This window comes from Sediminicola arcticus, from assembly GCF_040566695.1.
In the GTDB taxonomy this organism is placed as follows: domain Bacteria; phylum Bacteroidota; class Bacteroidia; order Flavobacteriales; family Flavobacteriaceae; genus Sediminicola; species Sediminicola arcticus.
In genome coordinates this window covers 141,459-167,545 of the sequence record NZ_JBEXAE010000003.1, presented here as the reverse complement: position 1 = coordinate 167,545, position 26,087 = coordinate 141,459, and the positions used below count along the sequence as shown (strand labels likewise).

General features: G+C 35.8%; 21 protein-coding genes. 10 read left to right on the top strand and 11 right to left on the bottom strand.

What is annotated here, in order from left to right; genetic code table 11:
• Positions 1–10 precede the first annotated feature (10 nt).
• From ABXZ36_RS07400 to ABXZ36_RS07385, 4 genes are read left to right on the top strand one after another with little or no spacing between them, the layout of a single operon-like run.
• Positions 11–1,930, top strand: coding sequence for a BatA domain-containing protein (locus tag ABXZ36_RS07400; protein ID WP_354614870.1), 1,920 nt, complete (start codon positions 11–13; stop codon positions 1,928–1,930).
• On the top strand, positions 1,927–3,177 hold the full coding sequence (locus ABXZ36_RS07395) for a dihydroorotase (RefSeq protein ID WP_354614869.1): 1,251 nt from the start codon (positions 1,927–1,929) through the stop codon (positions 3,175–3,177). Before ABXZ36_RS07400 ends, ABXZ36_RS07395 begins: the two co-directional genes overlap by 4 nt.
• 10 nt (positions 3,178–3,187) lie before the next feature.
• Positions 3,188–3,511 carry a hypothetical protein gene (locus ABXZ36_RS07390; RefSeq protein ID WP_354614868.1) on the top strand — a complete coding sequence of 108 codons (324 nt, stop codon included), beginning with the start codon at positions 3,188–3,190 and terminating at the stop codon, positions 3,509–3,511.
• Position 3,512: 1 nt separating this feature from the next.
• Positions 3,513–4,172, top strand: coding sequence for an alpha/beta hydrolase (locus tag ABXZ36_RS07385; protein ID WP_354614867.1), 660 nt, complete (start codon positions 3,513–3,515; stop codon positions 4,170–4,172).
• On the opposite strand, the gene ABXZ36_RS07380 is transcribed toward ABXZ36_RS07385, so the two are convergent.
• Both ABXZ36_RS07380 and ABXZ36_RS07375 read right to left on the bottom strand, forming a co-directional pair.
• Positions 4,169–4,663, bottom strand: a complete 495-nt coding sequence (locus ABXZ36_RS07380; RefSeq protein WP_354614866.1) for a hydrolase — start codon at positions 4,661–4,663, stop codon at positions 4,169–4,171. The genes ABXZ36_RS07385 and ABXZ36_RS07380 overlap by 4 nt on opposite strands.
• 15 nt (positions 4,664–4,678) lie before the next feature.
• Positions 4,679–5,443, bottom strand: coding sequence for an MBL fold metallo-hydrolase (locus ABXZ36_RS07375; RefSeq protein ID WP_354614865.1), 765 nt, complete (start codon positions 5,441–5,443; stop codon positions 4,679–4,681).
• Positions 5,444–5,531: 88 nt separating this feature from the next.
• Between ABXZ36_RS07375 and ABXZ36_RS07370 the strand changes: the two genes are divergently transcribed.
• Positions 5,532–6,989, top strand: a complete 1,458-nt coding sequence (locus ABXZ36_RS07370) for a TonB-dependent receptor (RefSeq protein ID WP_354614864.1) — start codon at positions 5,532–5,534, stop codon at positions 6,987–6,989.
• Between the two features lie 64 nt (positions 6,990–7,053).
• On the opposite strand, the gene bcp is transcribed toward ABXZ36_RS07370, so the two are convergent.
• A complete protein-coding gene (bcp, locus tag ABXZ36_RS07365; protein ID WP_354614863.1) occupies positions 7,054–7,506 on the bottom strand; it encodes a thioredoxin-dependent thiol peroxidase in 453 nt (150 codons plus the stop codon).
• 53 nt (positions 7,507–7,559) lie between these two features.
• Between bcp and ABXZ36_RS07360 the strand changes: the two genes are divergently transcribed.
• A complete protein-coding gene (locus ABXZ36_RS07360) occupies positions 7,560–8,228 on the top strand; it encodes an endonuclease III domain-containing protein (protein ID WP_354614862.1) in 669 nt (222 codons plus the stop codon).
• Positions 8,229–8,480: 252 nt separating this feature from the next.
• On the opposite strand, the gene ABXZ36_RS07355 is transcribed toward ABXZ36_RS07360, so the two are convergent.
• Positions 8,481–9,062, bottom strand: a complete 582-nt coding sequence (locus ABXZ36_RS07355; protein ID WP_354614861.1) for an RNA polymerase sigma factor — start codon at positions 9,060–9,062, stop codon at positions 8,481–8,483.
• 247 nt (positions 9,063–9,309) lie between these two features.
• Here ABXZ36_RS07355 and uvrA point away from each other — a divergent pair, with 247 nt between their 5' ends.
• Entirely contained in the window at positions 9,310–12,087 is a 2,778-nt protein-coding gene (uvrA, locus tag ABXZ36_RS07350) for an excinuclease ABC subunit UvrA (protein ID WP_354614860.1), read from the top strand.
• A gap of 126 nt (positions 12,088–12,213) precedes the next feature.
• Positions 12,214–13,437, top strand: coding sequence for a hypothetical protein (locus tag ABXZ36_RS07345; protein ID WP_354614859.1), 1,224 nt, complete (start codon positions 12,214–12,216; stop codon positions 13,435–13,437).
• Positions 13,438–13,526: 89 nt separating this feature from the next.
• Here ABXZ36_RS07345 and ABXZ36_RS07340 read toward each other — a convergent pair whose 3' ends face one another.
• The 4 genes from ABXZ36_RS07340 to ABXZ36_RS07325 are packed head-to-tail and all read right to left on the bottom strand — an operon-like array spanning position 13,527 to position 18,990.
• Positions 13,527–14,999, bottom strand: coding sequence for an oligosaccharide flippase family protein (locus ABXZ36_RS07340; protein ID WP_354614858.1), 1,473 nt, complete (start codon positions 14,997–14,999; stop codon positions 13,527–13,529).
• Positions 14,990–16,270 (bottom strand): glycosyltransferase family 4 protein, encoded by a 1,281-nt coding sequence (locus ABXZ36_RS07335; RefSeq protein WP_354614857.1) that lies wholly within the window; start codon positions 16,268–16,270, stop codon positions 14,990–14,992. The genes ABXZ36_RS07340 and ABXZ36_RS07335 overlap by 10 nt, the downstream gene beginning before the upstream one ends.
• Positions 16,270–18,705, bottom strand: coding sequence for a YfhO family protein (locus ABXZ36_RS07330; protein WP_354614856.1), 2,436 nt, complete (start codon positions 18,703–18,705; stop codon positions 16,270–16,272). The genes ABXZ36_RS07335 and ABXZ36_RS07330 overlap by 1 nt, the downstream gene beginning before the upstream one ends.
• 21 nt (positions 18,706–18,726) lie before the next feature.
• Positions 18,727–18,990, bottom strand: a complete 264-nt coding sequence (locus tag ABXZ36_RS07325; protein WP_354614855.1) for a DUF4834 family protein — start codon at positions 18,988–18,990, stop codon at positions 18,727–18,729.
• A 104-nt stretch (positions 18,991–19,094) separates the two neighbouring features.
• Here ABXZ36_RS07325 and ABXZ36_RS07320 point away from each other — a divergent pair, with 104 nt between their 5' ends.
• Together ABXZ36_RS07320 and ABXZ36_RS07315 are read left to right on the top strand one after the other, a co-directional pair.
• A complete protein-coding gene (locus ABXZ36_RS07320) occupies positions 19,095–20,078 on the top strand; it encodes a transporter (protein ID WP_354614854.1) in 984 nt (327 codons plus the stop codon).
• 110 nt (positions 20,079–20,188) lie between these two features.
• Entirely contained in the window at positions 20,189–21,310 is a 1,122-nt protein-coding gene (locus tag ABXZ36_RS07315; RefSeq protein WP_354614853.1) for a GTP cyclohydrolase, read from the top strand.
• A 66-nt stretch (positions 21,311–21,376) separates the two neighbouring features.
• Here the strand turns inward: ABXZ36_RS07315 and capB are convergent, their stop codons facing one another.
• The 3 genes from capB to ABXZ36_RS07300 all read right to left on the bottom strand — a co-directional run bounded on the left by capB (position 21,377) and on the right by ABXZ36_RS07300 (position 26,028).
• Positions 21,377–22,636, bottom strand: coding sequence for a cysteate-C-fatty acyltransferase (capB, locus tag ABXZ36_RS07310; RefSeq protein WP_354614852.1), 1,260 nt, complete (start codon positions 22,634–22,636; stop codon positions 21,377–21,379).
• Positions 22,637–22,765: 129 nt separating this feature from the next.
• A complete protein-coding gene (capA, locus tag ABXZ36_RS07305; protein ID WP_354614851.1) occupies positions 22,766–23,806 on the bottom strand; it encodes a cysteate synthase in 1,041 nt (346 codons plus the stop codon).
• Between the two features lie 83 nt (positions 23,807–23,889).
• Positions 23,890–26,028 (bottom strand): S9 family peptidase, encoded by a 2,139-nt coding sequence (locus ABXZ36_RS07300; RefSeq protein ID WP_354614850.1) that lies wholly within the window; start codon positions 26,026–26,028, stop codon positions 23,890–23,892.
• Positions 26,029–26,087 lie beyond the last annotated feature (59 nt).

Below are 26,087 nucleotides of genomic sequence, written 5' to 3'. Positions count from 1 at the left end.
AAATTTAGGAATGCAGTTTAAACATCCGGAACTACTTTGGGCTTTATTACTACTACTGATTCCCATTATTGTGCATCTTTTTCAACTGAGAAGGTTTAAAAAGACACCTTTTACCAATGTACAGCTTTTACAAAAGGTTTTAACCCAGTCTAAAAAAAGCAGTAATCTTAAAAAATGGCTGCTTTTGGCTAGTAGGATACTCCTGTTCACTTCTTTGATCCTTGCCTTTACACAACCCTTCTTTTCAGAAAAAATAGCACTTCAAGAAAAGGAAACCGTTATTTATTTGGATAATTCCTTCAGCCTTCAGGCTAAAAATGACAATGAAACCCTTTTAAATACAGGGGTTCAGCAATTAATAAAGTCTTTACCAAAAGATCAGTCCTTTACACTTTTTACCAATGATAGAGTCTTTAGAAATACTAAACTAAAAGATATTCAGAACGAACTTATAGGCCTTACCCATTCTACCAACCAGCTCATTTTAAAGGATATATATCTCAAAGGAAGCACCTATTTTGATGCCTCCAAACCTACCCTTAAAAATTTGGTGGTCATATCTGATTTTCAAGAAGGGATGGCTTTAAAGTTGGCTGATACTTCTAATTATTACAAGAGTCATCTAATTCAATTAACATCTGGCGATTTAGAAAATGTATCCTTGGATTCTATCTACGTTTCTTCCAATTCTGCGGACAATATAGAACTAGAAGCCCTCCTATCCACTAACTCGGACCTAGAAAACATCCCTGTCTCCTTATTTAATTCTGGAAAATTATTTGCCAAGACCTCTGCCCAATTTGTTAATAAAAAGGCCACTGTTTCATTTACCATCCCCTATAATTCGGAAATAAATGGAACCTTGGAAATTACAGATTCAGGGCTCAGCTATGATGATGTGCTTTATTTTAATATAGCGCCTAAAGAAAAGATTAGTGTATTAGGCATCAATGAGGCTGATGATAATTTCTTGATCCGAATTTTTACGGAAGATGAATTTTTATATTCCAATACGCCAACGAAGGAGTTGGATTATAGCGCCATAGACAAGCAAAATTTAATTATTTTGAATGAACTAGACGAAATACCTAACTCTTTGACCTCCGTTTTACGCAAATTCAAAGATAATGGTGGTAGTTTATTGATTATTCCTTCAAAAAATATAGTTTCAAATTCTTATAACACCCTAATAAATGGTTTTTTTAAAACTGGATTGTCTCAGAAAATAATTGGAGAACACAATATCGTGAGCATCAATTTTTCGCACCCACTTTATCAAAATGTTTTTGACAAAAAAGTAGTGAATTTTCAATATCCCAAAGTATCAGAATATTATAACGTTAAAACCGAAGCACCCCAATTACTTGTTTATGAAAATGGGGCTCCATTTTTAATTGGTTTAAACGGGTTCTATTTTTTTACAGCACCATTATCCCAAGATGTTTCTAATTTTAAAAACTCCCCTTTAATTGTCCCTACTTTATATACCATGGGAATCAATAGCCTTAAAATGGCCAATCTGTATGAAATAGTGGGACGAGACAGAACTATAGACCTATCTATCAGTTTAGGTAAAGATCAGATTATAAAGCTATCGCAGAACAGAAATGAAGTTATCCCTGAACAGAAAGCCTATAACAATAAAACAAGTTTAAATTTTGGCAGTGTACCAACTAAAGATGGCCTTTACTCCATTAATGAAAAAGAGAGGACTTTTAAAAATATTAGTTTTAATTATCCAAGGAGCGAAAGTGAGCTCCGATTTATGGAAATAGACAACTTACCCGCCTCTTCTAGGTCAGACTCCATAAATTCCTTGTTCCAATCACTTGAAAAAGAGAATGGCATAACCGAGCTTTGGAAATGGTTTATTATTTTTGCATTACTATTTGTATTGGTCGAGGTTCTTATCCAAAAAATTTTTAAATGAACATACTTTTAAAATCCGTTAAAATATTCGATATAAATAACAAGGACCTTCATTTAAAACATCGTGATATCCTTATAAAAAATGGCATCATTGAAAAAATTGCCGTTAAAATAGAGACGCCTTCTAAGACAAAGGTTATAGAACAATCTAATTTGCATGTTTCCGTTGGTTGGTTCGATAGCAGTGTTAGTTTTGGAGAACCAGGCTATGAGGAGCGAGAAACTATTTCAAACGGATTGCAAACTGCTGCCAAAAGTGGTTTTACCGATATTGTACTTAATCCTACCTCCCACCCTATTCCTGACTCTAGTTCTGATATAGTTTTTCTAAAGAATGCTGCCAAAGGACATGCCACAAATATGTATCCGTTAGGATGTTTAACCGTCAGAGGAGAAGGCCGAGATCTAGCCGAACTTTATGATATGAAAAGTGCAGGAGCGATTGGATATTATGATTTTAAACATGCGGTAGAAAATTCTAACTTGTTGAAAATTGCTTTGCAATATGCACAGAATTTCAATGGTCTGGTCATGTCCTTTCCAATGGATCTTAAAATTGCGGGGAAAGGTCTGGTAAACGAAGGAGAAGTGTCCACTCGGCTAGGATTAAAGGGTATTCCGTCCTTAGCAGAAGAATTACAAATAGCTAGGGACCTGTTTATTTTAGAATATACAGGGGGTAAATTACATATACCTACTATCTCCACTTCTAGATCCGTTAAACTTATTGCAGAAGCAAAAAAGAAAGGACTAGATGTAAGCTGTAGTGTAGCAATCCATAATTTGTTTTTTACAGATGAACGTTTGGTAGAATTTGACACCCATTATAAAACTATGCCACCTTTAAGGACCTATAATGACGTAAAAGCATTGTTAAAAGGACTAAAAGACGGCACAATAGATATGGTTACTTCTGATCATATACCTATGGACATTGAACAAAAAAGAGTAGAATTTGATAATGCCGAGAGCGGCAGCATTGGTCTGGAGAGTGCATTTGGTGGACTAAATATCCTTTTTGATTTTGATTTAACCATTGCCCTTTTGACCAAAGGAAGAGAGCGTTTTGGTCTAAAAACACCTATTATAAAAGAAGGGGAAATAGCCACATTAACGCTTTTTGACCCAGACCTGGAATATACTTTTGATGTTAGGAACATTTTATCCACCTCCAAAAATAGCATGTTCTTAAGCACCAAGTTAAAAGGTAAGGCAGTAGGTATTATCTCAAATGGACAAATTATTTAATAAATATTTAATGGAAAACACTGAAAAAGGGAGGGCCACAGCTATAATAGCCTATTTCACAATGGTAGGAGCATTAATTGCTATTACCATGAACATGGAGCCTAAAAATGATTTTGCACGTTTCCACATACGTCAGGCCTTTGGATTGCATTTATTTTTTCTTGGATTTGCGCTATTTTTAAGTCAATGGTTCAATGCTTATGCCTGGTATGGACTATATATCTCTTATTTGATTTTATGGGGTTACGGGTTTATTGGAGCTATTTCTAGTAAAAAACAAATTGTTCCCCTAGTCGGAGAATTCTTTCAAAAATGGTTCACATTCATTCAATAACATGACAACAGCACCTTTATCCCTTCATCATATTATAAGACCTTCATCTTTAAAAACAGGTAAAGCTCCAGTAATGTTCATGTTGCATGGATATGGGAGCAATGAAGAAGATCTGTTTTCCTTTGCCAATGAATTACCAGAGGAACTCTGTATTATATCTGTAAGAGCTCCTTTTCCCCTTCCACCGCACGGAAACGCATGGTATGCCATAAATTTTGATGCCCAAAATGGAAAATGGAGTGATGAAGAACAAGCTATTGTTGCGAGGGAAAAAATTGTGGAATTTATAGACGAGGCCTGTGCAACCTACCATTTGAACGACCACAGAATTACCTTGCTTGGCTTTAGTCAAGGAACTATTCTTAGTTATGCCGTAGCATTATCCTATCCTGAAAAGATAAAGAATGTTGTAGCTCTTAGTGGTTATATCAACGAAAATTTACTGACCACAGATTTTAAAAATAAGGACCATAAAAGCCTTAAAATATATGCTTCTCATGGAAAGGCAGATCAAGTAATTCCTCCAGAATGGGCACAGAAAGCACCACAAATCTTAGAAACCCTCGGTGTGGAGCACAAATATGAAGAGTTCCCAGTAGGACACGGAGTTGCACCACAAAACTTCTATTCCTTTAAAAAATGGCTCGAAGATAAAATTTAATTAATGCGCGTGTACAGCAGATGATCCAATAAGGTAAAATCTGCACTTAGATCATCCTTAAGTTCATACTTCAATAAAACTTCACCCCAATACTGACCATCAGAAAAATCAGCAATAATCCATTTATGGTTTAAGGTTTTAATTTTATTGATTTTAAAATCTCCTTCCATTCCTTCGTACGGAACTAGAGGATTATCCCCTTTTTGTTCATTAGTTTCCAACAATTTATCCTCTATATAACGTGTTGGTTGCTCTAATTTCAAATGGTCATAATATGCTAAGGCATCGTCATTATTATCCAATGTAAAATACTGCACATCTAAGACTTTTATGTTGAGTTTCTGTATAGAATCTTGCATTTGTGTAATGTCCTTTTCAAGATTCTCTATCTTTCCATTTTTATCTTTGACCATATTGTTGGCGCTAACAAATTGGTAAAGGGCTATTAAAGAAGCAAAGATGAATAGGTATGAAAATATTTTACTCTTCATGAATAGATAAGGTTCTTAAAGGTTTAGTATTAAATTATCATAGGCCAAATGTACATTTTTTGGAAGCTTTTTCTCCACCTCTTCATGAAAACCTAACATATGGCTGATATGTGTAAAGTAGGCTCTATCTGGCTTTACCTTGTCCACAAATGCCAACGCTTCCTCTAAATTTAGATGGGAATGGTGAGGCTCTTCTCGTAAGGCGTTTATAACCAACACCTTTGCCCCTTTTATTTTTTCTACTTCTTCATTAGATATAGTTTTTACATCTGTTAAATAGACAAAGTCAAAAATTCGATATCCAAATACCTGTAATCGGTTATGGTATGCCTCAACCGGAATAGCATTGGTATTTCCAATCTTAAAAGGGTAATTGTTTTCTACAATGTTAACTTCCACTGCCGGAGCTCCCGGGTACCTATTTTCTCCTGCAAAAATATAATCAAATCTAGTTTGTAAAGAGTTTGCAACGCGTTGATGGGCATAAACTGGAATATCCCCTTGCCTAAAAAAAAAAGGTCGGATATCGTCTATACCTGCGGTATGATCGGCATGTTCGTGGGTAAATAAAATCCCGTCTATTTTACTGACTTTATGAGTCAACATCTGCTGCCTAAAATCAGGTCCACAGTCAATAACGTAATTAAAATTGTCCCAAGACACCATAACCGATACTCTAAGTCTTTTATCCTTGGGATTTTCACTTAAGCAAACAGGGTGCGAGCTCCCAATTACAGGTATTCCTTGTGAAGTTCCAGTGCCTAAAAAAGTAATTTTCAACGTATCTCCTATTTATTCCAAATTTATAACATATTTATCAAATAGATACCCCAATCTTTTTAACTTTGTGGCACGTAAAACAACAAGAATGGCTTCTGTCCTAAATAAAGACATCGCATTTGAAAATATCCCCTCCATTAAGGCTAAAACCTTGAGGATAAATTTAAACCCAGATATATACGGTACGTTTGCCGAGATTGGTGCAGGCCAAGAAACTGCAAGGCACTTCTTTAGGGCTGGTGGATCTTCTGGAACCATTGCAAAAGCCATGAGCGCGTACGATAAGGATTTTAGTGACGCCATTTATGGTATTGAACCTGATGGCCGTTATGTGACACAATCTAGGTTAAAGAGAATGTTGGAATATGAAATACAACTAACCGAAGAGCGTATTAGTCGTCAGAAACATCCAGACCGACTCTTTTTTTCCTATGCCAACACTGTTGCCACAATCGATTTTGCTAAGAAATTTAAAGGCCATGGGTGGGTTGGAATACGTTTTCAATTAGATCCCAATCAAAAGGAATGGGATGAGATAGTTTTGCACATTCGTTTTAGGCAGAATGAAGCTAGACTACAACAAGAAACATTGGGCATTTTAGGGGTGAATCTGATTTACGGAGCATTTTATAAGTATGATCAACCCAAAAAATTATTGAGATATCTTTATGATCATATAGATAAGGACACCATTGAAATTGATATGATCAATTTCTCAGGACCCAACTTTAAACACGTAGATAACCGTTTAATGAGCCTTCAGCTCATTAAGAACGATATGACCGATGCGGTAATGTTTGGTCCTGATGGTAATAACTTGTTACCTGCTGCCATCCTGTATAAGAAAAATATTTTGGCCTTAAGGGGAAGTTTTAGACCTGTAACCAAAGTGAATTTGGATATGTTCCAAAAGTCCTACGATATTTTTGTTCGGGAACAAACAGTAGACATTAATAATACCATCGTTATTTTTGAAATAACCCTTTCCAACCTAAAAGCCTCAGGCGAAATAGACGAACAGGATTTTATGGACCGGGCAGAATTGCTATGTTCCCTAGGTCATACAGTAATGATCTCCAAATTCCGAGAGTATTACAAGCTGGTAGAATATTTCAACAATTACACTAAGTCTAGAATTGGTCTTACCATGGGGGTAAATAACTTAGTGGAAGTTTTTGATGAGAAATACTACAGGCATTTAAGTGGAGGTATTTTGGAGGCATTTGGCAAACTTTTCTTTAAAGATCTCAAGGTGTACCTATATCCTATGAAAGATGAAGAAACTGGGCAAATTATGACCAGTAATAATGTTAAGGTACATCCTAGAATGAAAGAGCTGTACAAATTCTTTAAGTACAATGGTAAAGTAATGGATATCATCGATTACGACCCAGAAATACTACATATCTTCTCTAGGGATGTTTTGAAAAAAATAATTAACAAGGAAGATGGCTGGGAAGCTGAACTTCCAGAAGGAATAGCTGAAATCATCAAAGAGAAGGATTTATTTACTAAAAAATTGGTAAAAACAGAGGCGAGTAAATAAAATTGACCTTATAAAATAAAAGCACCCTAATGAGCATTAGGGTGCTTTTATTTTATATATATAACTATTCCAATATTTGGGCAGCATGATCTTTGGTCTTTACTTTGTCTATGACCTTGGTCAAGATGCCCTTTTCATTTATGATAAAGGTTTTTCTGTGGATACCATCATATTCTTTACCCATGAATTTTTTTGGTCCCCAAACCCCAAACGTATTGATAACCGTATGATCCTCATCTGCCAAAAGTGGAAAAGGAAATTCATATTTATTCTTAAAGTTCTGTTGTTTGGTTTGTGTGTCTTCACTAACCCCGAGAAGTTCATAACCCTGTTTTTGGAGTTCTGAATAATTGTCCCTAAGGTTACATGCTTCTGCAGTACAACCAGGCGTATTGGCCCTTGGGTAGAAAAATACAATTAGTTTTTTACCAGCATAGTCGGTTAAAGATATTGAATTACCATCTTGATCTTGGGAGGTAAATGCAGGTACTTTCTCACCTTCTTTCAGTGTGTTCATAGTTTTTTTAATTAAATTCGTGTTTCATATTTCTTTTGTAAAATTAAACAAAAATGACGAAAGCCGAAAAGGTTGACTTCACTATCAGTACGCTTCAGGATTTATATCCAACCATTCCAGTTCCCTTGGAGCATAAAGATCCTTATACCCTATTAATTGCTGTACTGATGTCCGCACAAAGCACGGATGTCCGTGTCAACCAAATTACTCCCTTATTGTTTGCCCAGGCAGATAATCCATATGATATGGTAAAGTTAAGTGTAGAAGAAATTAGGGATATTATCCGACCCGTTGGGCTATCCCCAATGAAATCAAAAGGAATACATGGTTTGTCTAAAATATTGATTGAAAAATACAATGGTGAAGTTCCAAAGGATATCGCATTGTTAGAAGAATTTCCGGCCGTAGGCCATAAAACTGCCAGTGTAGTGGTAGCTCAGGCATTCGGGATACCAGCTTTTCCTGTAGACACCCATATCCATAGATTAATGTATCGTTGGGGTTTTACAAATGGAAAAAATGTGGTACAGACAGAAAAGGATGCTAAAAGACTGTTTCCCAAAGAATTGTGGAACGATCTGCATCTTCAAATCATATGGTATGGTCGTGAATATTCCCCTGCTAGGGGATGGAACTTGGAGAAAGATGTCATTACCAAATCCATTGGCAGAAAAACAATATTGAATTCTTACTACTCAAAACAAACAAAGACCTATAAATAGGTCTTTGTTTAAATTTTTGTTTCGGAACTAGTTGATGTTAATTCAAATTGTTTTCGAACTGCATATTTTTATATTCCAGAATCTGTAAAGACCTAGAATAATTCATCAAAAACTGAATAGTTTCTGGACATGCTTTAGCTAATTTGCACGTGTTTCGTTTTGTAGAGTAAATTCTTTCCATATGTTATAGCTTTGTTATGTTAAGATAACGCCACTTAAATGGAAATATTGCACAATACGACCTACTGCATATTAATTCGTTAAAACGATATTATGTTTGTTTATGATTTTTCTCATGTTGATCAAAGCGTATCTCATTCTTCCTAGAGCAGTGTTAATGCTTACTCCTGTGTTTTCAGATATCTCCTTAAAACTCATGTCCTTGTAGATACGCATTAGAAGTACTTCTTTTTGATCGTCTGGAAGTTCTTCGATAAGGCTTCGTAAATCACTATCTATTTGGTCTTTTATAAGTTGCTTTTCAGCATTTAACTTGTCATCACCTATTACAGAGAAAATATTAAAATCATCACTCCCTTCGAACATAGGCATCCTTTTGTTCTTTCTAAAGTGATCTATAATAAGATTATGCGATATGCGCATTACCCAAGGTAAAAATTTACCCTCTTCACTATAGGATCCTTTTTTTAAGGTTTTGATCACTTTGATAAAGGTATCTTGAAAGATATCCTCTGTTACATCCCTGTCCAATACTTTTGAGTAAATGAAGCTGGTGATTCTTTGGTTGTGTCTGTTGATTAAGGTTTCTAAAGCCTTTTCATTTCCGGCAATATAATCTCTTACTAATACTGAGTCATCAATCTGTAGTTCCATACAAATTACTTTTTTTTAGTTAAAATTAGGAACCTCCCCTTTAGGAAAGGTCTTCTAGTTATTTAGGTAAATTCTAAAAAGTAATTTTTCTGTATAGGCCTATATAGTTATTAATTACAAATCAAATATATAAAAAAGAAGATCTTATAAAAAAACATTGTTGTGACTTGCCCAATTAGTGATGTTAAAGTAAGGATTGTAGTTATTAAAAAGGACATATCGTATCTTTGCAGCCTTAAATAAGCATATGTCCACAATATTAGATGTTAATCCTAAGCACAATATTATAATAAAGGGTGCCAAATTGCACAATTTAAAAAATATTGACGTTGTAATTCCACGAAATAAACTTGTGGTCATAACCGGGCTGTCGGGTTCCGGGAAATCAAGCTTGGCTTTTGATACCCTTTATGCTGAAGGCCAACGTCGCTATGTGGAATCCCTTTCTTCATATGCCAGGCAATTTTTAGGCAAATTAGACAAGCCAAAGGTAGACTATATAAAAGGAATAGCACCTGCTATTGCTATTGAACAAAAAGTTAATTCCACAAACCCAAGATCAACAGTAGGGACCACCACGGAAATCTATGATTATCTTAAACTACTCTTTGCCCGTATTGGAAAAACCATTTCCCCTATTTCTGGACTTGAAGTAAAGAAACATACGGTTGCCAATGTAGTGGATTATATAAAAAATTATGAGGAGGGCAAAAAGTTATTACTACTTGCTCCCATTCAGATTAAATCGGACAGAGATCCTATTAAATCGTTACAGCTATTTTCCAAACAAGGTTACGCTAGGATTAAATATAAAGGAGAAGTAATTCGAATCGATGATAGCATTACTGAAATGGATCGGGAATTTGATCTTGTTATAGATCGTATCATCACCAAAGATGATGAGGACTTTTACAATAGATTGGCAAATGCTATTGATACCGCCTTTTTTGAAGGGAATGGCAATTGTGTAATTGAGGAGTTAGATAGTGGTGAACAAATTCATTTTAGCAATAAATTTGAATTGGACGGGATGCAATTTCTAGAACCCAACGTGCACCTTTTTAGTTTTAATAATCCATATGGAGCCTGCTCAAAATGTGAGGGTTATGGAGATGTTATTGGAATAGACGAGGATTTGGTAATACCAAACACCTCATTATCTGTTTATGAAAATACTGTTTTTCCCTGGAGAGGAGAAAGCATGGGTTGGTATAGAGATCAGTTAGTGAATGCGGCATATAAGTTTGATTTCCCCATCCACAAGCCTTGGTTCCAATTAAGTGAGACACAAAAACAATTGGTTTGGAACGGTAATTCACACTTTATAGGTATTGATAAGTTTTTCCAAACCTTAGAAGAAAAGAGTTATAAAATTCAAAATAGGGTTATGCTATCCCGATATAGGGGTAAAACCAAATGTAATGTATGCAAAGGAAACAGATTACGAAAAGAGACCGATTATGTGAAAGTTTCCGATAAATCTATTTCTGAACTCGTTCAATTGCCAATTATTAAACTTATCCAGTTTTTTAATGAGTTTTCCTTGAGTAAACATGACGAACAAATAGCATCCCGCCTTTTGGTGGAAATAAAGAGCAGACTGGGATTCCTGAATAAGGTGGGTTTAACCTACCTGACGCTCAACAGAAAATCCAACAGCCTATCCGGAGGAGAAAGCCAACGTATCAATTTAGCTACTTCCTTAGGTAGCAGTCTAGTGGGTTCTATGTATATCCTTGATGAACCAAGTATAGGTTTGCACCCAAAGGATACAGAAAACCTAATTGACGTTTTAAAATCGTTACGGGATCTCGGCAATACGGTTATTGTGGTAGAACATGATGAGGATATCATGAAGGCCGCAGATGAAGTCATAGATATTGGTCCAGAAGCCGGCACGCATGGTGGACATGTGGTGGCACATGGTACGATGCAGGATATTTTGAACTCTACATCTCTAACGGCAAAATACCTAAATGGAACCATGTCTATAGAAGTCCCTAAGCAAAGAAGACAATTTGAAAATCACATACATATTAGTGGTGCTAGGGAACATAACCTAAAAAATATTGACGTAACCTTCCCTTTAAATGTACTTACCGTTATTACTGGTGTATCAGGTAGTGGAAAAAGTACTTTGGTTAAAAACTTACTATATCCTATAATTTTAAAAGAGGTCGGGGGCTATGGCCAAAAAGCCGGACAGTATACTGAGGTAGCAGGGAACTATTCCTCTATAAAACATGTTGAGTTTGTAGACCAGAATCCAATAGGACGGTCTTCAAGATCCAACCCTGTTACCTATATAAAGGCCTATGACGATATCCGTAACTTATATGCTAACCAAAAACTTAGCAAATTAAGAGGATACCAAGCCAAACACTTTTCTTTTAATGTGGATGGCGGTCGCTGTGAAAAATGTAAAGGAGAAGGAGAGATCACCGTAGAAATGCAATTTATGGCCGATGTACATCTAGAATGCGATGCCTGTAATGGTAAAAGGTTTAAAAAGGAAATTCTAGAAGTAAAATTTGAAGATATCAATATTGATGATCTACTAAACATGACTATTGATGATGCTATTGATTTTTTTGAAAAACACAATCAATCTAAAATTCAAGGCAAATTAAAACCTTTGCAAGACGTGGGCTTAGGCTATGTAACTTTAGGCCAATCATCTTCTACCCTATCTGGAGGAGAGGCACAAAGAATTAAGCTCGCTTCGTTTTTGGTAAAAGGTAGTACTAAGGAAAAAGCACTCTTTATTTTTGATGAACCTACAACTGGACTACATTTCCACGATATAAAAAAACTATTAAAATCCTTTGATGCTTTAATATCCAAAGGCCACTCCATTGTGGTTATTGAACATAATATAGATTTGATCAAATGTGCCGACTATATCATTGACCTAGGTCCAGAAGGTGGAGATAATGGAGGGCAATTAATGGCTCAGGGAACGCCAGAAGAAGTCGCAAAAAATGAAAAATCATTTACCGCAAAATATTTAAAGGACAAATTATAGTGCTAATTATATTTTTAATATATTGATTATCAATTATTTATAATTATTAGATATTTTTTGGCACGCTCTTTGAATTAAGGTTATCGAATGTAAATAGTTACATTCTGAACTTTAAAACCTTATATCATGAGAAACTTAATACTCCTTTTTACAGCGTTGATTTTTGGTGCTTCCAGCGCCATGGCTGTTACGGTAGAAGATAAGGTTGCAACACGCAATGCTTATAATTACAACAACTCCTTCATTTTTGTTGAAGATGGCATTACGTTTTCAGTATATCCAGACGGAGAATTCGATTTTTATTTAGAGGATAGAGCTGTAGTAAACGCCAATGTTAACTTTAGAAACGTTAATATAACGTATAACTCTGGATACGATTATAATCCATATGTACAATATGACGATTATGGTGCAGTACTACAGGTAGAGAACATTCCAATATATTATGATTATTACGGTCGGGTTACCCAAGTAGGCAACGTAGATATCTCTTATAATAGAGGAAGGGTAAATAGATTGGGTGGCCTATATGTATACTATAACAGAAATGGGATATACAGTCACCATACTGGGTTCATTAACGTGTATAACAGAAACTATTTGTACAGACCTTTTCACAATTATTTTGCAAGACCAGCAGTGGGATTGTGTTTAGTATACAACAGACCTTATAGAAGGTATTACGAACCAGTTCGCTACACCTATTATAGACCTTATCAAAACAACAATAGAAGGTATTATGCCAAATTTGGTAATGAGCATAGATACAAAAAAGATAATTACAGGAAATCTGATATCTATAGAAATGATAACCGTGTTGTGGCTAGAGAGAATAATTCTAGAAGAGATAATAACTATAGGACTTCGGGTAATGTAATCAAGAGAAGCGAAAGTAGAAGTGTAGACTATACAAGAAATGGAAAGTCTAACAGAAATGATAGATCGAACTATGATGCTAAAAGAAGCGTTGATAGAAATGACAAGTCTACTAGATCGGATAGGTCCAACTATGATTCTAAAAGAAGTACTGATAGAAATGTTAGCGAAAGTAGATCATCAAAGCCTGCTGTAACTAGAACGGAATCAAAAAAAGAAGTTACTAGATCACCAAGGAGTACGACAAATACTAGGTCCAGTACTTCTTATAAAAAACCACAAGGAAGAAATTCTGAGAGAACGGTAACGACAAGAACACAAAAATCGGTTTCTTCTAAGTCCGATGGTTCTAGAAATTCAAAAGTATCTTCCAGAACTTCTACTCCTAGTCGCGTAGGAAAAGATGCTACTGGGAATAAAAGAAGTACCGCTTCCACTTCTAGTTCTAGAGGAAGAAGTTCTAGGGATTTTTAAAATATAGTTTTTAGGTTGGTTAGTTGTTTAACCCCGCATCAATTTTATTGATGTGGGGTTTTTACATTTAGGAATTACCTGCGAATTATTTAATCCAGCCCGTTATCCTTTCTCTTCAAGTATTTCGAAAGCAACCCAAACACATCCTCTGATATTCTAAAACGATAAAGGACCCCAATATAGAATACGGAAATTAATAAACCTTTTAAAAGGATATTCACAATAGGGTGAAAAGCAAACTGCAGAGCGGAAAATAAGGCGATAACAACTATTAAAAGCGCCAAAACTTTCAAAGTTTCCATCGTAAAAGGCTGTATCCCAAATTTTATCTTAACATAGACCAGTTTTATAGTATTGTATATAAAAATAGCTGTAAATGTAGCAAATGCAGCACCATTGATTCCATATTTTGGAATCAACCATAGATTGAATAAAATGGTAAGCATGGCCAACAGCACGCCCATAACCAATAAGGCCCTATAGTAATCCGAGTTGTATAAAATAGCATTATTATTTCCCATCAATGCGTCGTATACTTTAGCCAAACCAATTAAAAGAACCACCACAAAGCCTCCTCTGTAGGCTTCCGGCACTAAATAATAAAGGTCATTAAGGTTTAATATGATAAGCACGAACAATAAACCCGAAACTATAAACAAGGTCAGGGAACTCTTTTCATAAAGCCTCTTCATGCCCAACGTATCCTTATTGTTCAATAATTCTGCAGTCAGAGGATAGGCTATTTGATGCATAGATCTCGCTGGCACAGCTATGACCGTTGCTATAAATATGGCCACACTGTAATAGGCCACGTTCTCAATTTGTATAAACTGATTAATCATAAATCGATCTACTTCTAATAAAATAACAGAAGCAGAACCTCCTAGAATAATGAGGGCGCTATAATTAATGATGCTCGGCGTTCTTTTTGGAAATGAAAAATTGAGTTTGGGCATTCTTAATCGGTACGCATAAATATTCATTATAATGGTTCGCAACAAATAGACCGCAACCATAGCCTTTAAAAATAGATCAATTGATATTAGGTCACCATAAACCAAGATCAATAAAATAGTAACTCCAATCCTGGCAAAAACCTCTTTCATAAAATTACCAAAAACCGACTTCATCCTTATTCTTGCCCAAGAATAGAAAACTTCAAAATAGGCCATGGCGAACCCTATAAAAAATATATACCATACATAACTTTTCACAATCGGGTTTTCTTTTGATAAAAAATCGCCAATCATGGTATACCCAAAATAAGTGATAGCCGTGGCAGGTATTATTAAAAACAGGGGTAAAATTAACATTAAGGTGAGGAAACCATCAGCACTTTTTTTATCCTCAAAAGCACTGTAATATTTCACCAAGGTATTAGGAACCCCAAATGCCAACAATGGCATTAAAATAGCCGATGTGGATAAAATAACCCCTACCAATCCATAATATTCATCGGTGAGAAACCGGGTATAAAGAAAGAGAGTATTTATAGCGCCAATACCAAAACCAACATAGGTTACAAGGGTGTTTTTAAATGATTGCTTAAAGATTATTCCCATAAGATCAACTTTGCTAATTTCCCAGTAAGTTCCCTTCTACTGTATTGATCGGTATGTCCACTTTTTACATGAAGTTCTCCCTTTTGGTATTCATGGAACCATTTCAATAGTTGTGCCTTGATTCCTACACAATCCGTATATGTAAATGCACTCCCTGTATTGGTTTCTAAAATCATTTGTGCCACTTCCCATCCTTTGGGACCAACTCCCAAAATTGGTCGTTCTGCATTCATATATTCAAAGAATTTTCCTGGTATAATTCCCTTTGTTTCTTCGCTATCTATTTCTACCAATACTAATACTTGTGAACTTTGCTGCCTTTCAATTGCCTTTTCATGTGACACGTAGCCTTCTAGGCGGATATAGTCTTCCAAGCCGTGACCTTGGATAGATTCTAGTACGTCTTTACTAACTACTCCTATAAGCTCCAACACCAATACTTTCTTAAAATCTAAATTTTCCTCAGTAAGTTGCTTTAATGCCTGCCACAATACTTTTGGGTTTCTGCCGGACAATAGTGACCCAATATGTGCTATTGTAAACGTATCGTCTAATTTATGCGCAGAATCCTTAGCATAATCAAATCCGTTTGTAATAACATTTACAGGCTTGTTTGTGATATTGGAAAATTCTCGTTTAGTTGTTTTACTAGTCACAATTATGGAATCTGCCTTATTCAACACCTCTGATTCTAATTGAAGATGTTTTTTTTGCGCGATTTTGGATAATTTTAGCTTTTTATGATAGCCAATAGAGGACCATGGATCTCTAAAATCAGCAATCCAATGTAAATTAATCTTTGCCTTAAGCTTCAATCCAATAAGATGCACACTATGTGGAGGCCCTGTCGTAATTATTGTTTGAATCTTTTCTTTCTCTATTATCTGCTGTAAATATTTTACAGATGGTTTTACCCAAAATTTTCTAGCATCTGGGATAAATAGGTTGCCGCGGATCCATAACAAGATTTTTTCCAAAAATGACTGATCTCTGGTCTTGATTATTCCAGAACTGATTCTTTTTGTTTTCTTTTTTGAAAAAATACTAGCCAATTGATAGGGCTCAAAAATTTGATGTTTGTAAATCTTGACCCCCTCAGGAATCTCCATTTCAAAAGAACTATCTTTTATTGGGTATTCAGGATTCTCAGGAGCATATACCACTGGCTCAACATCAAAGTCCCTTAAATATTTTACAAATTTTAACCACCGCTGTACACCGGGTCCTCCAGCCGGAGGCCAATAATAAGTGATAATGAGAACCTTTTTCATTAAGAATCTTCCTTTTTACGCAAATTCCATAACGAAAAACCGATACCACCAAGAACAAAAAGACCTAAAAGCACAGAGCTGGCCAAAGTAATGGTTCCCCCAGTTTCAATCACCTTTGGTTCAAATTTAAATTCTATTTTATGATTTCCGGCGGGTACTTTCATTGACCTTAGGATATAATTTACTTTAAAATGGGGAGTTTTGATTCCATCCACATAAGCATTCCATCCATCGGCATAATACATCTCTGAAAAAACGGCCAAGGCATCTTGGACATTTATTGACCTATAGGTCAAATGATTCGGACTATAGTCTAAAAGTTTAATAGTCGCCGTGGAATCTTTTTGAAAGGAGAGAGATGTAATATTTGGAAAGTCATTCGTATTTATGACCACCTCGTTGATGACATCCAAGCTGTCCAATGCTTGAATTTCCTGATTGGCATTTTTTACGGGAATTAAGGTCTTTACAAACCATGCATTGCCACTGGCATATGGATTTAATGCGGGGTAATCCCTACCATCTTCGTCTTGCTGAACTACGTATTTAACGTTGAGCATGTTCAAAACGCGCATGTTGTTCTTATATACATGAAAATCGAACAATTCCTGTAATGCTGCTGGTTTTGCAGCATGATATCCTCCGATAGACTGATGAAAATAAGAAGTTCTTGCACCATTTAAACCTTCAGACGGGTCATATACTCTAAAAATACTAGGATCTTTAGCTATCTCCTTATCCATAGCAGTTTCTTGAAACGGCTCTTCCATTTGTCTTGCCCTAACAAAATCGCTTTCGTTTACATATCTAAGGTCAATTCCCACAAGGTCAAATACTAGTAGTAAGCCCAAAGCAAGAGCCAATAAATTTTCTTTGATTCGTTCTTTGATATAAAGCCAAAGTGCTACTGCAGCCAATAGGACATATATTAGGGATCGGATTAGATCACTAATATAAACAGACTCCCTATCCAACTGTATCATGGTCATGATTTCTTCTCCGAAATATTTTTTATAGGTATCATCGCTTTGCCCAACAAAATTGAACGTACCCTTTAATAGGAACAGTAAGACTACAAAACCTAAAAAAATTAAAACCGAAACCTTAAGTGCATTCAGTTTTTTAGTCTTCTCCAAAGTAGGTTTAAATAATTCTACTAAAGCCAATACTGCCAGAATTGGCGCACATAATTCCAATATCACCTGTATCGAAGATACGGCCCTGAACTTATCATATAAGGGGAAGAAGTCGATCATGAAGTCGGTCAATAATCCAAAATTCTTACCCCACGAAAGCAAAAGCGCCATAATGGTTCCCCCTACTAGCCACCATTTCGCCTTGCCCTGAACCAAGAAAATTCCTAAAATAAAAAGGAAGAAAACGATAGCGCCAATATAAGCCGGAGCGGCCACAATAGGTTGGTCTCCCCAGTATAGTGGTAAGCCACTAGTAAATTCCAAAGCCTTTGTCCTGGATAATCCTTGGTTTGTCAAATAAGTGTAGGCATTGGATTCTGTCCCCAAATCTTCACTATTAGATCCCCCAAACAATCTAGGAACAAATAAATTCATGGATTCTGCAATACCATAACTGTATTGGGTGATATACTCCTTATCCAACCCACTCGTATTTATCTTTGGAGAACCATCAGGATTAATGGTCAATTCTGTTTGCCCCCTAGTGCTCCAATCGGCATACTCCTTGGTTGCCATTAGACTAGTAGCATTTACCAGTATCCCTAAAAAAACAGCACCTATTAAAATGCCTATTGAAAAAAAGAAGTTCTTGAAGGTTTTCTTTATAATCGCATCAATAAGATAAGCAGTTCCAACAACTACAACCAATAACATAAAATAATAGGTCATCTGATAGTGATTGGCGCTTACCTCTAGTGCCATGGCCAAGGCTGTAAGAATGAAGCCCCAAATGTATTTTTGTCTGAATGTCAATACAATTCCTGCAAGTATAATAGGAAGGTATCCAATGGCGTGCGCTTTAGCATTGTGACCAACTCCCAATATGATGATCAAATAGGTGGAAAATCCAAATGCCAATGCTCCTAAGGCTGCCAATCTATAATCTACCTTCATGCAACATAGGAGAATATAAAAGCCTATAAAATACAAAAATAAATAATCAGCCGGCCTAGGTAGAAATCGGATGAGACTATCCAATTGCTTCACATAGTTATGCGGATAGTGGGCCCCTAATTGATACGTTGGCATTCCTCCAAAAGCACTGTTGGTCCAATAAGGTTCTTCTCCATAATTGTTCCTAAAATCGGCTTGTTCTTTAGCCATTCCAGTATACTGGGCAATATCCGATTGAAAAATTTTCTTTCCTTGTAAAACTGGATGGAAATATGCCAACGAGGCAATAATAAAAAGAACAAGAATAAAAAAATGTATAAATAGCGCTTTAATGCCGATTTTCATGGTTGGTGGTTGTGGTATTAATTAGTCAATTTCTTCAAAATCTATGTATTCTCCAACTTTTTTAGAAGATGAAGAGGTTGTGCCCTTATTTTTCTCAATGATTACTTCTCCCGCTTTCTCTTCTTTAGCTGAAGCTTGATTGGGAAAACCACCAAACTTTTCTTTGAAATGCTGCTCGGTTTTTTTTGCAGCGTATCGCAATATTTTCGGACCAAACCATTTAGCCAATATTTTGAGAAAAAAATATACTAACAGAATGATTAATACTGTTTTTAACAAACCCATATTATTTCAAAAATTTATATCAAAAATACAATTATAGCGTTGTATACATAGTGTAAAAGTCATAAAATAATAATAAAAACATGCCTTTAAGTAACCCCTTTACAATGAAATATCCTCAAATAGTATTCCTGTCATTTCTATTCTTATTACCCATATCGATGAATTCCCAATATACGGATGTCATAAATTCCAATAGACCAGGACAATCAGTTAGTGCCTATGCCGTTGGCAAAAATGTGCTACAAGCTGAAATTGGGTCTACCATGCAAAAAGATGAGCACGTAAAGTTGTTCACCGAATCTGACTTTTTAGGAATAGATATCGCCTTGCGCTATGGTCTGTTTTTTGAGTCATTGGAAATTTACTACGAAGGTTCTTATGTTAAGGAAGACATTTTTTATACCCAACAAGATCTAGACCTTACTAGAAAGGATTTCACGAGAAATAGATTGGGTCTAAAGTATTTGCTTTACGATCCTTTTAAAAATCCTGAAAGCAATAAACCTAACCTATATAGTTGGAAAGCCAATCATGGCTTTAAACTTAAAAGTTTAATTCCCGCAATTTCCATATATGCTGGCGCCAATTTTGTTCTGGGGGAAAACCCTTATTATTCTGGAGATCCAATAGTTTCTCCCCGTGTGATGTTGACCACCCAAAGTCGGTTATCCTCTAGGTTTGTTCTTATTTCAAATATTGCCTATGATAGGATTGGAACAGATTTTCCAGAAATGAGTTATATCGTTTCTGTTTCACATGCATTGGGCAATCCTAAATGGAGTGTCTTTCTTGAGCACCAAGGTATTAAAAGTGATCGCTATGCCGATGCAATAGTAAGAACAGGTGTAGCATACTTATTCAATAAAAATTTTCAAGCGGATATTAATATAGCCACCAACTTTAAAAATACCCCTTCCAAACAATTTGGAACGGTCGGTTTCTCTTATCGCTTGGATATGCACCGAGATGCATTGATGCCCATTGAAGACCAAAATGATGGAGAAAATGGAAGTATCAGTTCAAGCAGTATGAAAAAATCAAAGAAGAAGAAAAAGAAAAATAAAAATAATGATGAAACTGACTTCTGAATAAACAAAGTTGATAGAGAAAGGCATATCATCAATTAACACCGAATATTGGAGAGGTATTTTATTCTATTGATTAATATTACTAATATTGATGATAGAAAACATATAAGATGATCACGATAAAAGAAGCTATCTCTAAATCCGATTTAAAGAAGTTTGTCACCTTTCCTTTTTTACTATATAAAAATTCCCCTTATTGGGTCCCCCCAATTATCAATGATGAATTGGCATCTTTTGATAAATCTAAGAATCCCGTTTTTCAGGATGCAGAAGCATGGTTCCTTTTGGCCTACAAAGGAGATCAAATTGTTGGACGAGTTGCAGGAATAATCAATAAGATAGAAATCAACCAACAAAAAGTGAATAAAATGCGCTTTGGATGGTTCGATTTTATTGACGATTTTGAGGTTTCGGGTGCTTTATTAGACAAAGTGGCTGAAATAGGGAAGCAACATCAATTGGAATATATGGAAGGCCCTGTAGGGTTCTCTAATATGGATAAAGTAGGGGTATTAACAGAAGGTTTTAACCACATAGGCACAATGATTACCTGGTACAATCATCCTTATTACGTAAACCATTTTGAGCATTTTGGATTTGTAAAGGAAAAAGAATATGCAGAAAATAAATTCCCTTTTATTAATGCAAACCCTAAATTTTTTGAGAAGGCAAATGAATTGGTCAAGCGGAGATATGGGGTAAAAGCCATTAATTTCACAAAGACTAAGGAAGTAATGCCCATGGCGGACAAGATGTTTGATCTATTTAATGAAAGCTATGCTAAACTTTCCTCCTTTGTTCCAATCACAGCTATTCAAAAAGAATATTTCAAAAAGAAATACATCAGTTTCATCAATCCAGAGTATATCAAATTTGTTGTTGATAAGGATGACAACCTTATAGCTTTTAGTATTGTTATGCCTTCTTTCTCTGAGGCATTACAAAAAGCTAAGGGAAAATTGTTCCCTTTTGGTCTTTATCATTTACTTAAGGCAAAAAAGAATAGTAAAGATGTTACTTTTTATCTTATTGGAGTGCATCCCGAATATCAAAATAAAGGGGTTACAGCCGTCATTTTTAGTGAATACCATAAGACGTTTTCGAAAAAAGGTATTGAATACTGCTATAGAACGCCAGAGTTAGAAGACAATGTGGCCATACGCCAACTTTGGAAACACTTTGACCCACAAATTTACAAGCGACGAAAAACTTTTAGGAAGAACCTTAAATAGGAACTACTACAAATAAAAAATCCCATATTAAATAATATGGGATTTTTTTATATCTCAAGCTTTCGGTTATTCGCCCATTGCTGCTGCAACTGCAGCTGATAGCCTTTTATAGGTGCCATTCTCCAATCTCGCGCGAATCTCAGAAAAGGCTTCTAAAGTCTCATTTATATCTTCTATTGTATGTGTTGCCGTTGGGATCATTCTCAATAAGATTAATCCTTTTGGAATGACAGGATATACAACTATAGAACAGAAAATGCTATAGTTTTCCCTTAGATCCTTTACCAAGGCCATGGCTTCAGGGATACTACCGTTTAAATAAACGGGGGTCACACAACTGGTTGTGGTCCCTATATCAAAACCTCTTTCTTTAAGACCATTTTGAAGTGCATTCACGTTTTCCCAAAGCTTAGCTTTAAGCTCCGGCATAGTACGTAACATATCCAAACGTTTCAACGCTCCCTTCACATAGATCATTGGCAAAGATTTTGCGAACATCTGTGAACGAAGATTGTATTTTAAGTAATCGATGATCTCTTTATCTGCAGCCAAGAATGCTCCTATACCAGCCATTGATTTAGCAAAAGTAGCGAAATAGACATCTATCCCATCCTGTATTCCTTGCTCCTCACCTGCACCTGCGCCAGTAGCACCCAAAGTTCCGAATCCGTGGGCATCATCCACTAAAAATCTGAAATTATATTTTTTCTTAAGGGCAACAATTTCTTTAAGTTTCCCTTGTTCCCCGCGCATGCCAAATACACCTTCAGAGATAACTAAAATACCTCCCCCGGTCTGTTCTGCCATTTTTGTAGCACGATCCAAGTTCTTCTCAAGACTTTCAATGTCATTATGCATAAACGTAAATCGTTTACCCATGTGCAGCCTCACCCCATCTATAATACAAGCATGCGCATCCACATCGTATACAATGATATCGTCTTTAGAAACCAAAGCGTCAATAGTTGACAAAATGCCCTGATATCCGAAATTTAGTAAATAAGCAGATTGCTTGTTCACAAAAGCAGCTAATTCTTGCTCCAATTGCTCATGAAAATCTGTATGACCACTCATCATTCTTGCACCCATAGGAAAAGCTGCACCATATTCCGCTGCTGTTTCACCATCTACCTTTTTTACTTCAGGCCTGTTTGCAAGACCTAAGTAATCATTGATACTCCAAGTAATCACTTCTTTACCTTGAAATTTCATTCTATTGGAAATAGGTCCTTCTAATTTTGGAAAGACAAAATATCCCTCTGCTTGGGAAGCCCACTTTCCTAGTGGTCCCTTATTCTCTATTATTCTATCAAATAAGTCTCTCATTTAGACTGCTTAGTTTAGATAGCAAAAGTATTGATTTTTAATAAGGATTCATAAATTATTTTCAGGTATAAATAAAAAAAAGCAATGACAACTCAAGTCATTGCTTTTTTTATAACCATAAAATGCTACTTATTTTATGTATTGGATTTCTTGAGGCTCGGATTCATGTTTACTATCAAAGAATCCTTGATCCTCCATCCATTGGTCACTATAAATTTTGCTCATATACCTAGAACCATGATCAGGAAATATGACTACAACATTACTATCCTTTCCAAATTCCCCTTTTTCGTCCAACTGCTTTACTGCTTGCATTACGGCTCCGCTGGTATACCCTACAAACATCCCTTCTGTCCTTGATACCTCCCTAGCAGTATGTGCACTTTCCTCGTCAGTTACCTTGATGAATTCGTCTATAATATCAAAATTAGTTGCTGAAGGAATTAAATTTTTACCCAAACCTTCAATTCTGTATGGGTATATTTCATTGGAATCAAATTCTTTGGTCTCGTGGTATTTTTTCAAAACAGAACCAAAGGCGTCAACTCCTATTATTCTAATAGTTGGATTTTTTTCTTTTAAATATTTTGCTGTACCTGATATTGTTCCACCAGTTCCACTGCACGCCACTAAATGTGTAATATTCCCATTGGTCTGATTCCAAATCTCAGGACCCGTACTGCGATAGTGGGCCTCAGCGTTTAAATCATTAAAATATTGATTTAAGTAAATGGAACCCTTTACCTCGCTATGAAGTCGCTTTGCCACTTCATAGTAAGATCTTGGATCGTCTGCACTTACATGGGCAGGACACACATATACCTTTGCACCCATAGAGCGTAACATATCTATTTTATCTTTTGACGACTTGGAGCTAACAGCCAAAATGCATTCATAGCCTTTAATAATACTTACCATAGCAATACTAAAGCCAGTATTGCCTGATGTTGTTTCAATAATGGTACTGTCCTTTGTCAGGATACCCTTTCTTTCAGCTTCTTCAATGATATAGGCTGCAATTCTGTCCTTTGAAGAATGTCCGGGATTAAAGGCCTCTACCTTTGCGTAGAAGTTACCTGTAAGCCCTGATGCAATTTTGTTGAGTTTAACTAGAGGGGTGTTTCCTATGAGTTCTAGGACGTTATTGTAAGCGTTTATCTTATGTTCCATATAGGTCGTCTAAGGGAATCTATTAGTCTAAAAGTTACAAGATTAACAAAATTCCAATTACAAAATTAATTATTTTTTTTAGATTAACCCATTTTGCCCTCTAAATCTAGCAAAAAGGTATATTCTTTGGCTACCTCTTTAAGGGACTCAAACCTACCTGAAGCCCCACCATGTCCGGCATCCATATTAATATCGAATAATAAAATATTAGTATCAGTTTTATGTGTTCTAAGCTTGGCCACCCACTTGGCAGGTTCCCAATATTGCACTTGGGAATCATGTAACCCTGTAATTACATACATATTAGGGTAATCATGGGTGGTAACATTATCATATGGGGAATACGATTTGATGTACTCATAATATTCCTTTTCATTAGGGTTACCCCATTCATCATACTCTCCCGTAGTTAAGGGTATGGATTCATCTAACATCGTAGTAACCACATCCACAAAGGGTACTGCTGCAATAACACCGTTATATAGTTCTGGTGCCATATTTACTATAGCTCCCATAAGCAAACCTCCTGCTGATCCACCTTCAGCATAGAGATGTTTACTACTCGTGTATTTATTGTCTATTAAAAATTTAGAAGCATCTATAAAATCTGTAAATGTATTTTTTTTCTTCAATAATTTTCCGTCTTCATACCATTTCCTACCTAAATACTCCCCACCCCTAGCGTGCACAATGGTATAAATGAATCCCCTATCTAAAAGGCTTAATCTTACCGTCGAAAAATAAGGATCTAAAGTATATCCATAGGAAGCGTAAGCGTATTGTAACAAAGGGCTAGTGCCATCTAATTTGGTGTCCTTATGGTATACCATAGAAATAGGAATTTTAACCCCATCTTGGGCTTTGGCCCATACTCTTTTGGACCTGTAATTATCCTTATTGAATTTACCTCCAAGTACTTCTTGTTCCTTTTTTATCACTTTCTCCTTTGTTCTCATATTAAAGTCAATGATAGAACTAGGAGTGGTAAGTGCATTATACCCGTATCTTAAAACTTCCGTATCAAAATCTGGATTGGTACTTACATATGCGGTGTAGGTTTCATTATCAAATGGCAGATAGTAGCTTTCGCTATTGTCCCATCTAATAATCTTTAATTTATTAAGTCCGTTTTCACGTTCCGATAATACATAGTAGTCCTTAAAAATATCTACATCTTCCAGTAGTACACGATCCCTGTGGGGAATAAATTCTTTCCAATTTTTTGATAACGTATTCTCCTCGTCCACCTTCATCAACTTGAAATTGGTGGCCCCATCTTTATTGGTCATTACGTAAAAATAGGTGCCATAATGTGCTATGGAATACTCCAGCCCTCTTTGCCTTGGTGAAAATATTTTAAATTCAGCGGACGGGTTGTCAGCCTCCAGAAACTGATATTCTGAAGTTAGTGTGCTTGAGGAACCAATGATGATGTATTTCTTAGATTTTGATTTATAAACATAGGTATTGAAAGTTTCGTCATCTTCATGAAAGACCAAAACGTCATTTTGTGCGGAAGTTCCGAGCACATGTCTATAAATTTTATCTGAACGAAGGGTGACCGGATCTTTCTTGGCATAAAAAAAAGTTTTGTTGTCGTTAGCCCAAACAGCGCCACCTGTTGTATTTTCAATCTTATCTGGATATACATCCCCAGTTGTTAAATTTTTAACCTTTAGGAGATACTGTCTTCTTGAAACGGTGTCCACACCAAACACAGCTAGGTTATTATCGGTGCTAATGGCCAACCCACCCAAACTAAAATAATCATTCCCTTCTGCCAAAAGGTTACAGTCGAACATAATTTCTTCGGGGGCATCCTCTTTTCCTTTACGTCTTGAATATATAGGATAATCCCTGGCCGTTTCATATCTGGTAAAATACCAGTATCCATTTTGCTTATACGGAACCGACGAATCATCTTCTTTTATGCGTGATTTCATTTCCTCAAAAAGAGTAGCTTGAAATTTCTTTGTATGCGCGGTTTGCTCTTGGTAATAGGCATTTTCCTGTTCCAAGTAGGTAATCACCTCAGGGTTCTCCCTATCGTTCAACCAATAATAGTTATCTATCCTAATGTCATCATGTTTTACCAGTTTCGCTGGTATTTTTTTTGCTATAGGTGCTTTTATATCTATCATTTGTTTTCTATTATTTTCACAATAAGCTGCAAAGCTAATACTTAATAAAAAAACTAATTCCTTTTTTACCAAGAGTCTCATAAAAATCATGTTTGTCCGAACAGTTTAGTAATTTTGAATACTAATAAAAAAAAAAGAAA